The sequence below is a fragment of the Rhodoferax sp. genome, assembly GCF_011391645.1.
GTDB lineage: Bacteria > Pseudomonadota > Gammaproteobacteria > Burkholderiales > Burkholderiaceae_C > Rhodoferax.
Genome location: NZ_JAABQC010000108.1, coordinates 1 through 8,857 on the forward strand (window position 1 = coordinate 1; position 8,857 = coordinate 8,857).

Below are 8,857 nucleotides of genomic sequence, written 5' to 3' on the forward strand. Positions count from 1 at the left end.
CAGCAGGTGAAGAGAAGTCATAGATGCGATGCAGTCTATGCCTTGAGTCTTAACGCAGGATTAACAAATGTCACTTCTGGGCAACTTAAAGTGAACGTGCGCGCAATGGCAGGCTTTTTTAGCCATCCGCCGGATTCAGGGGCTTGAGTTGGATTCCGGCTTCGCGCCCCGCATCAGCGTCAGCGCCAGCACCGCCGATGCCACCATCAGCAGCAAGCTCACCGCGTTGAGCACCGGCGTGGCGCCTTCGCGCATGCGGCCGTACATCATCACCGTGAGCGGCGAATCCGAGCCGACCAGCATCAGCGTGGTGTTGAAGTTCTCGAAACTCATTAAAAATGAGATGGCGGCAGAACCGATCAGCGCCGGTTTCAGGTACGGCAGGGTGATGGTCCACAGCACGGCGGCGCGCGAGGCACCCAGGTTGAAGGCGGCGTCTTCGAGCGTGATGTCAAAGCGTTTCAGGCGCGCCGAGATGGTCAGGGTGGCAATGGAGGCGATGTAGGAAAACTGGCCCAGCACCACCAGCGGCAGGCCCGGGCGCAAGAACTCCAGCTCCAGCCCCCACAGATCATCGGCCAGGTTGGCGATACGGCTGGCAAACGCCAGGATCGAGATGCCAAGGATCACGCCGGGGATCACCAGCGGCGCCAGCATCAGCAGGCTCAAGGCCTGCTTGCCGCGAAACTGCGTGCGCTCGATCAAAAACGCGTTGGCAGTGCCCACCAGCACCGAAAGCAGCGTGACCCATGATGCCACCACCACGCTGGTCCAGATGCTGCCGAGCATGGCGCTGTCGGCAAACAGGCCGGTGCGACCCGCGCCCTCATGGCCAAAAAACCAGTCCAGTGTGAAGCCGCGCCAGGGCGGTGCCGGATAGGGCGCGTCATTGAAGGCAAACACCGCCACCACCGCCAGCGGAAGGAACAAGAAGGTAAAAAACGCCACACCGTAAACCACGGTGCTGGCGCGCAGCCACAAGGGTCGGGGCAATGAGGCAATCATGTTTTTCGCATCACCTCACCAAACTTTTGACCACTGAGCTTCAAGCCGGCCCAGACGATGGCCGTTGACAAGCCCAGCAGCAAAAAGCCGAACGCCGCGCCCTGCTCCCAATTGAAGCGGGTGATGAACTGGGTGTAGATTTGCTCGGTGAACCACTGCGAATTCTTGCCGCCCAGCAGCGTCGGCGTGAGGTAGTTGCCAAGCGTGAGCATGAACACCACGATGCAGCCCGCCACGATGCCGGGTGCGGCGTGCGGAATGATGATCTGGCGCAGGATCGACCAGCCATTGCCACCCAGATCGTAGGCGGCTTCGATCAGCGAGTCGTCCAGGCTTTCCAGCGCGCTGATGAGCGGAATTACCATGAACAACATCGAGGTGTAGACCAGCCCGACCAGAATGGTGGCGTCGTGGTAGAGCATTTCCACTGGCGCGGGCGTAACACCCAGGCCCACCAGCACGGCGGGCAACACGCCGGATTCGCGCAGCAAAATCATCCAGCCCAGCGTGCGCACCGTCTCGCTGACCCAAAACGGGATCAGGCACAGGATGAACAGCATGGATTTGGACTTGCCGCGCACCAGCTTGGCAATCGTCCAGGCAACGGGGAAAGCCATCAGCAGCGTGATGGCGGTGGCCACGATGGACATCAGGGCGGTGCGCACAAAGGTGTGCCAGTACAGCGGCTCTTCGACAAACGTGGCGTATTGCGCCAGGCTGGGTTCGTACACGCGTGGCGCCACGCGCTCACGCAGCGACAAGATGCCCAGTTCCACATGCGGCAGCACGATCAAGCCCACCAGCCACAACAGCGCCGGGGTCAGCAGCAGCAAGAGCATCAGCCGGGCTTGGGCTTTCACGGCTCAACTCGCAAAACACACCGCCCGTTGCGGGTCAAAGCCAAAGGCCACGGTTTCACCCACTGTCAGGTCGGCAAATTCACCCGTCTGCGGCAGTGCGATGCGGAATTCGGTGTTGGACTTGGTTTCTTGCAGCAACACCGCCGAGTTGGCGCCATCAAACAGCAGGCTGGTGATGCGGGCGCTGAAATGGGTCAATCCGGCGTCTGCCAGCAGGGCGCTTTGGCGAGCCAGCCGCGCCACTTCAGGCCGCACAAAGGCCTCGACTGCATCGCCACGCGCAATCTTGCCGATGGCCCGCGCCGGAATCACCATGCCTTCGGCACTGGCCACGGTCACCGTCCCGTCCTTGACTTCTGCGGCATGGCCCGCGATGCGGTTGTTGGCGCCGACAAAACCCGCCACAAACGGCGTTTGCGGCTCGTAATACAGCTGCTGTGGCGTGCCCACCTGCTCAAAACGGCCATGGTTCATCACTGCCACATGGTCCGACAGCACCAGCGCCTCGGATTGGTCGTGCGTGATGTAGACAAAGGTGGTGCCAAAGGCGGCCTGAAGTTGTTTGAGCTCGATCTTCATGTGCTCGCGCAGCTTCAGATCCAGCGCGCCCAGCGGCTCATCGAGCAGCAGCAGTGTGGGCTCCAGCACCAGGCTGCGGGCAATCGCCACACGCTGTTTTTGCCCGCCCGAGAGCTGGTCCACCCGCTTGTCTTGCGCTCCGGCCAGGCTGACACGCTCCAGCATCTCGCCCACGCGGCGCTTGATCTCGTCTTTGGCCACACCCCGGCGCGCCAGACCGTAGCCGACGTTGTCGCCCACGTTCATCATCGGGAACAGCGCCAGGTGCTGGAACACCATGTTGACCGGGCGCTTGTTGGGCGGCACGCCGTGCGTGTCTTTTCCACCAATGTGGATGTTTCCCGAGTCGGGCTCCAGAAACCCGGCAATCATGCGCAGCAGCGTGGTCTTGCCGCAGCCCGAGGGGCCGAGGATCGAAAAGAAACTGCCGCGCGCCACCTCAAATGACAACTCGTCCACCGCGCGGAAAGCACCGTAATGCTTGGCCACGCGGGTGGCCTGCAGGTCAGGCTGAGTCGTCAAAATCAGTTGGCCGCCTTGACGCGGTCCAGCACGCGGCCCTCGATCTCTTCAATGCCGGCGGGCACGGCCGGGTACCACTTGACGTTTTTCAGCGCGGCTTCAGGGAAGCTGGCGGCAAACTGGGCTTTCAGCTTGGCATCCATCAACTGGTCAGCGCCCTTGGAGGCGGTGAAGTTGCCGGCAGAACCCGCCACCTTGGCAGCAATTTCAGGGCGCATGTTGAAGTTGATCCAGGCGTAGGCGGCGGCATCGTTCTTGCCTTTGGCCGGAATGGCAAAGGTGTCGATCCAGCCGAGTGCGCCAGACTTGGGCGCGATGAACTGGATTTCGGCTTTTTCGCCGTTCAGTTTCCAGCCGCCTGTGTCCCACATCATGGCGCCGACGATTTCGCCGGTGCGCATGCCGTTGAGCAACTGGTCTTTGTTGTCCCAGAAGAACTTCAGGTTGGGCTTGCAGGCGATCATGGTCTTGCCAACCTCATCCATCAATGCGCCATAGGCTTTGGCGTCACCGTACAGCGCAAACGGGTCCTTGCCGGAGGCGAAGGCAAACGCCAGCAGTGTCGGGCGTTTCAGGCGCACGGCGGTCTTGCCCTTGACATCGGCACGGCACAGGTCTGGGTAATCGGCCATTTTGGTCAGGCTGGTGTTGACCACCAGGCCATCGGTGCCCCAAATGTGCGGCAGGCCGTACACCTTGCCGGCCAGCGTGGTGTTTTTCTTGGTGGCTTCGAGCATGGATGGGATGAACAGCTCGCTTTTCAGCTTGCTCAGGTCCATCGGCTTGTAAATGCCAAATTCGGCTTGAGGCCCGGTGATGCGGTCTTGCGACGGCTGGGCCAGATCAAAGCCGGCACCACCGGTGGCGCGCAGTTTGGAGATCATTTCTTCGTTGTTGGACAGGGTCAGTTCGACCTTGTAGCCGCTTTCCTTCTCGAATTGAGCCACGATGTCTTTGGGCGCGTAGTCGGCCCAGGTGAGCAGGCGCAAGGTTTTTTCCTGGGCCAGGGCTGAGCCGGCAAGGCCGAGCGCAACAACGCCGGCCGTGATCAATGAGTAGCGCAATTTCATGGTGAATCCTTGAAGTGGGTCAATGGGATCTGAGCAACAAATCAGGCACACAGGCCCGAAAGTTGATGTTATGTCAGCCAAGTGACATTTTGATGTCAGTCGCGCCCGGCAGTCAACGGGTTTTCCCTTGGGTCGCTGTTATCGTTAACATCAGTCTTTCGTCTTTCAGGAGGTTTCATCCATGCCAGTTGTCGTCGTTGCCAACCCTAAGGGAGGCGTGGGCAAGTCCACATTGTCCACCCACATTGCCGGCTACTTTGCCAGCCAGGGCCATCCTGTGATGCTGGGTGACGCCGATCGCCAGCAGTCGAGCAAACTCTGGTTGTCCTTGCGCCCGGACAACGCCCGCGCCATCAGCAACTGGGAACTGGGACATGACCAGATTGCCAAACCGCCCAAGGGCACCACCCATGTGGTGCTGGACACGCCTGCCGGGCTGCATGGCAAACTGTTCAAGGAGATCCTCAAGCGCGCCCACAAGGTGCTGGTACCGCTGCAGCCGAGCGTGTTCGATATTTTTGCCACGCGTGACTTTCTGGATGAACTGGCCGAACGCGCCCAGGGCAGCAAAACGCAGATCGGCATTGTGGCCATGCGCGTGGACGAGCGCACCCGCGCCGCCGAGCAATTGCAAACCTTTGTCGCATCCACCGGCCTGCCGGTGCTGGGCACGCTACGCGACACGCAAAACTACGTGCAGCTGGCGGCGCGCGGCCTCACCGTGTTTGACCTGCCGCCCGAGCGCGTGGCGCGTGACCTGGCCCAGTGGGAGCCCATTTGCCGCTGGCTGGATCAGTAGCGGTTTAAATGTAATTTAAAGATCACTATTTTTGATAAACATGTTTAAATAGCGATCTAGAAATTACATAAATCATGCGCACCCAAAGCGACAAACCCTTGCCAAACCTCGATCATCTGGACCCCCTGGTAGGCGCGGTGATGGCCAAACGCAAGCAACTGCGCTGGAGCCAGGCCAAGTTGGCGAAGGCGGCGGGGATCAGCCGCCGGGCATTGCTGATGATCGAAAAAGGGGGTGACTGCAACCTCAGCACCTTGCGGCGGCTGCACACTTGTCTGGACATCGTCATGCAGGCTGCCAGTGCCCACGTCCCCACGCTGGATGACATGAACGCCCAAAATGCAAGAGAGCGTTTTGGCGGTGTGCGATGAAGCTCGATGTGTATGTCAACCAGGCGCTGGTTGGCACGCTGGAACAAGTTGAGGTCAACCGTTTTGTGTTCACGTACCAAGCCAATGTGACAAGCAGTCATGCAGTGTCGCTGCTGATGCCGGTGCGCCTTGAGAGCTGGGTTCATGCCGCACTGCACCCGGTGTTCCAGGTTAGCCTGCCCGAGGGCGCGCTCAAGCAGTTTTTGACAAAAAAATTTGCCAAGCATTTTGATTATTTTGGCGACATGGCATTGCTGTCGGTAGTTGGGGCGCATTTGGTGGGTCGCATCAAGCTGGCTCCCCACGGGTCGGCTCTGTCAGCCCAAAGTCCGTTCGAGGACTTGCACACCTTGCTCCAGAGCAGCTCCAAAGAAATCGTTGACCGTTTTTTAGAGGAGCACGCTGACACCTCTGGCGTGTCAGGTGGCTTCCCCAAATTTCTGGCGAAAAGCCCGTTGCCGGATCAGTCCAAAAATGGGAAAAGCACCCTGATTTTTGACCACTGGATCATCAAGTCCAACGACGATGACCACCCCCACTTGATCCTCAATGAGTATTTTGGTTTGAGCATGGCGCAAAAAATGGGCTTGCCCGTGCCCGAGTTCCAGCTCTCTGAAGATGCCGATCGCCTGGCCATTCGCCGCTTTGATGTGCTTGCGCCTGGTGTCAACCTGGGCTTTGAGGACATGTGCGCCATGCTGGCGCTCAATGCGGGCGACAAGTTTTCTGGCTCGGTTGAAAAAATCATCAAGAAGATCGAAGAGTTCTGCCCACCTGACCAAAGAAGGGGGGCTTTGGACCAGTTTTACGCGCACTACGTGGCCTGCATGGCCATTCGCAATGGTGATGCTCACCTGAAAAATTTTGGCTTTGTCTATTCAAGCGCCAACGACGTGCGCTTGTCTCCCGTTTTTGACATGTTGTCCATGTCGGTCTATGCACCACCGGCGCAAAACGGCGATGCGCTTGATGCACCGGCCTTGAGTTTCGGTGGAGTCAAGCGTTGGTTTGTGAAAAAAAACCTGAATGAGTTGGCCGACCGATGCGCTGTGACGGCGAAGTTTCAAGCCGAAACCAGCGCCCGTTTGCTCGGTGCCATGCTCAGTGTGGGGCAAGACGTGGTGACCAAGGCGGCTCAGCACCCCAGCTTTATCCCAACCGCACAAAGAATGCTTGAGCTCTGGTCGCATGGCTGCACGATTCATCACACCGATGCCGCGCAGCAATTGAAGGCCATGGCCACATCGCTTGGCAAGTCAGCTTCGGTTTTACGGTGATCTGGGTGCGCGCAAGGCTTTAAAAATCTGCCGCAGTTGTGTTCGTGACAATCTTCGCTTTCTCCGAAGCGTTGAGCTGAAACATTAAGTCTGGCGGGAAGCGTTGCAAATTACGTTTCACGGCCTGATTCAACGCTTTGGTAGGCATACCGTAAAGGTCGGCCAAATCGTCGCTCTGCCTATAAAGGGCTGTATCCCCCTGTAGAATTTGCGAGAGCAATAATCAACAGAGCCAATATGGCCGTAGGGACGACGATGCAGCTTGGCCACGGCCAGAGTCTAAACGTGGGGGACGCATGGGATCTTCCGCATAAACTGAAAATCGACTCCTTGGCGATTGGGGAATAGGCGCGTTCATGAGCGGTTCTGCAAGCCAATTCAAACCCGCGTTGAGCCGATTCAACGCTTTGGTAGGCACACCGTAAAGCTCGGCCAAATCTGAGTCAATCATTACGCGAACACCGCGTAAGGTCAGGATGCGACTTTCAATGCGGGCAGGAATCAGCAAACTCATGAGGAACCCATTTGTCTAAAGTCGCAAATTGCGACCCTATTCGATAACGTTGTGGCAGTCGCTCAAGTGCCACCTCACCCCAAATGCTTGCCCACAATGCCCGCCAGCTCAAACATCGTCACCTGCGGCTTGCCAAACACGGCCAGCAGCTTGGCGTCGGCATTGATGGCGCGTTTGTTGGCGGCGTCCTGCAAGTTGTTGGCCTTGATGTAATCCCACAGTTTCTTGATGACTTGTGCGCGCGCCACCGGCTCGGCACCAATCACCGCGGCCAGGGCGGCGCTGGGCGTCGAGCCCGCGCTGCCTGCGGCGGGTGCCTTGCGCGGCGCTTTGGCGGCAGCCGCCTTGGCCGCTTTTTTGGCCGGTGCTTTCACCGCTTTTTTCGCGGCTGCGGCCTTGGCCGGCGTACCCGCTTTGGCCGCCACGGCCGCTTTGGTCAGCGGTGTGGCAGCGGTTTTGCGCGGCGGGAACTTGCTCGGGGCAAACTCGAAGTTCACCTTGCCCGCGGCCGCGTCCCAGGCCAGCATGGCCTTGAAGGCGCGCCGGGTGCGCATGGAGACAAACTTGTCGAGCAGGTCGGTCTTGCCGGTGCTCAGCAGCTTGACCATCTGCTCACGCTCGACCGGTTGTTGCAGGATGATCTGGCCGGTCTTGAAGTCGCAGCTCGGTGTGGCTTGCGCGTGTGTGGGAACCGACTTTTCGCAGACGTAGTTTTTGCCATGCTCGAAAACGCCAGCGCCGCATTTGGGGCAGGCGCCAAGGCTGGTTTGCGCCGAAAAGTCGATCAGCTCGCCAGATTCCTCGCCGGCTTTGTCGTCGCCAAAGTCGAATTCCAGCTTGTAGTTTTTGGTTTCGTCGTCGAACTTGATGACCATCTCGGCGGTGAACGGCCAGCCGGCCTTGGAGCGGAAACCGCTCAACGGGCCGATTTTGCGCTCGCGCAAAAACTGCTCGACCTCGGCCAGCTCAAAAGTGCGGCCTGCCGGGGTTTTGCCAAACGAAAAGCCGCAACCGTCGCTTTTGCCATCTGCGCCGGTGCAGGCGTAGCGGCGGTAGTTTTCTTTCACCACGCCGCCGCAGCTGGGGCAGGGTGTGTGCAGCGTGGCAAAGTCGCCCGGAATGGTGTCGCGGTCGTATTCCTTGGCTTTCTTGACCATGCGCTCGGTCATGGCGGCGATCTCGGCCATGAAGGTTTCGCGCTTGAGCTGGCCGTGCTCCATTTGCGCCAGCTTGAATTCCCACTCGCCGGTGAGCTCGGCCTTGGTGAGTTCCTGCACATCCAGGCCGCGCAAGAGCGTCATCAGCTGGAAGGCTTTGGCGGTGGGAATCAGCTCGCGGCCCTCGCGCAGCATATAGACCTCGGAAATCAGGCCCTCGATGATGCTGGAACGCGTGGCGGGTGTGCCCAGGCCCTTTTCCTGCATGGCCTCGCGTAACTCGTCGTCTTCCACGGTCTTGCCGGCGCCTTCCATGGCGCCGAGCAGGGTGGCCTCGGTGTAGCGCGCCGGCGGCCGGGTTTTCAGGGCCTTGGGGTCGACCGATTCGGCCTTGACGCGCTCGCCCTGAGCCACCGGCACCAGGTTGCCCGGGTTCTTGTCGTCGCCGTCCTTGGCTTCTTCGGCGGCTTCCTTGCCGTAAATCGCCAGCCAGCCCGGTTTCACCAGCACCTTGCCTTCGGTCTTGAAGCTGTGGCCGACTGCGGTGCTGATACGGGTGGTGATCTGGTATTCGGCGGCCGGGAAAAACACCGCCATAAAGCGGCGCACCACCAGGTCGTAAATTTTCTGCTCGGTCTCGCTCAAGCCGTGCGGTGCCTGCAGCGTCGGGATGATGGCAAAGTGGTCGCTGACCTTGGCATTG

Annotated in this window: 10 protein-coding genes; 3 read left to right on the forward strand and 7 right to left on the reverse strand. The window is 59.6% G+C overall.

Going from position 1 to position 8,857, the window contains the following annotated elements; genetic code table 11:
- Nucleotides 1-135 precede the first annotated feature (135 nt).
- From GPS82_RS12030 to GPS82_RS12045, 4 genes are read right to left on the reverse strand one after another with little or no spacing between them, the layout of a single operon-like run.
- Nucleotides 136-1,005 (reverse strand): ABC transporter permease, encoded by an 870-nt coding sequence (locus GPS82_RS12030; protein ID WP_296495022.1) that lies wholly within the window; start codon nt 1,003-1,005, stop codon nt 136-138.
- Complete coding sequence (locus tag GPS82_RS12035) at nt 1,002-1,865, reverse strand: ABC transporter permease (RefSeq protein WP_296495024.1); 864 nt, start codon at nt 1,863-1,865, stop codon at nt 1,002-1,004. Before GPS82_RS12035 ends, GPS82_RS12030 begins: the two co-directional genes overlap by 4 nt.
- 3 nt (nt 1,866-1,868) lie before the next feature.
- On the reverse strand, nt 1,869-2,966 hold the full coding sequence (locus GPS82_RS12040) for an ABC transporter ATP-binding protein (protein WP_296495027.1): 1,098 nt from the start codon (nt 2,964-2,966) through the stop codon (nt 1,869-1,871).
- Between the two features lie 2 nt (nt 2,967-2,968).
- Nucleotides 2,969-4,036, reverse strand: a complete 1,068-nt coding sequence (locus tag GPS82_RS12045) for an extracellular solute-binding protein (RefSeq protein ID WP_296495029.1) — start codon at nt 4,034-4,036, stop codon at nt 2,969-2,971.
- A gap of 181 nt (nt 4,037-4,217) precedes the next feature.
- Between GPS82_RS12045 and GPS82_RS12050 the strand changes: the two genes are divergently transcribed.
- The 3 genes from GPS82_RS12050 (at nt 4,218) to GPS82_RS12060 (ending at nt 6,483) form a co-directional block, all read left to right on the forward strand.
- Nucleotides 4,218-4,835 carry a ParA family protein gene (locus GPS82_RS12050; protein ID WP_296495033.1) on the forward strand — a complete coding sequence of 206 codons (618 nt, stop codon included), beginning with the start codon at nt 4,218-4,220 and terminating at the stop codon, nt 4,833-4,835.
- 74 nt (nt 4,836-4,909) lie between these two features.
- Nucleotides 4,910-5,206, forward strand: a complete 297-nt coding sequence (locus GPS82_RS12055) for a helix-turn-helix transcriptional regulator (protein WP_296495035.1) — start codon at nt 4,910-4,912, stop codon at nt 5,204-5,206.
- The gene (locus GPS82_RS12060; RefSeq protein ID WP_296495037.1) at nt 5,203-6,483 is read left to right on the forward strand and encodes a type II toxin-antitoxin system HipA family toxin; all 1,281 of its coding nucleotides are present in this window, start codon (nt 5,203-5,205) and stop codon (nt 6,481-6,483) included. The genes GPS82_RS12055 and GPS82_RS12060 overlap by 4 nt, the downstream gene beginning before the upstream one ends.
- A 19-nt stretch (nt 6,484-6,502) precedes the next feature.
- Here GPS82_RS12060 and GPS82_RS12065 read toward each other — a convergent pair whose 3' ends face one another.
- From GPS82_RS12065 to GPS82_RS12075, 3 genes are all read right to left on the reverse strand, one after another.
- Nucleotides 6,503-6,703 (reverse strand): ORF6N domain-containing protein, encoded by a 201-nt coding sequence (locus GPS82_RS12065; RefSeq protein ID WP_363717553.1) that lies wholly within the window; start codon nt 6,701-6,703, stop codon nt 6,503-6,505.
- A gap of 3 nt (nt 6,704-6,706) precedes the next feature.
- A complete protein-coding gene (locus GPS82_RS12070) occupies nt 6,707-6,997 on the reverse strand; it encodes an ORF6N domain-containing protein (RefSeq protein WP_296495041.1) in 291 nt (96 codons plus the stop codon).
- A 74-nt stretch (nt 6,998-7,071) separates the two neighbouring features.
- On the reverse strand, nt 7,072-8,857 hold a 1,786-nt coding region (locus GPS82_RS12075), incomplete at its 5' end, for a DNA topoisomerase III (RefSeq protein ID WP_296495043.1).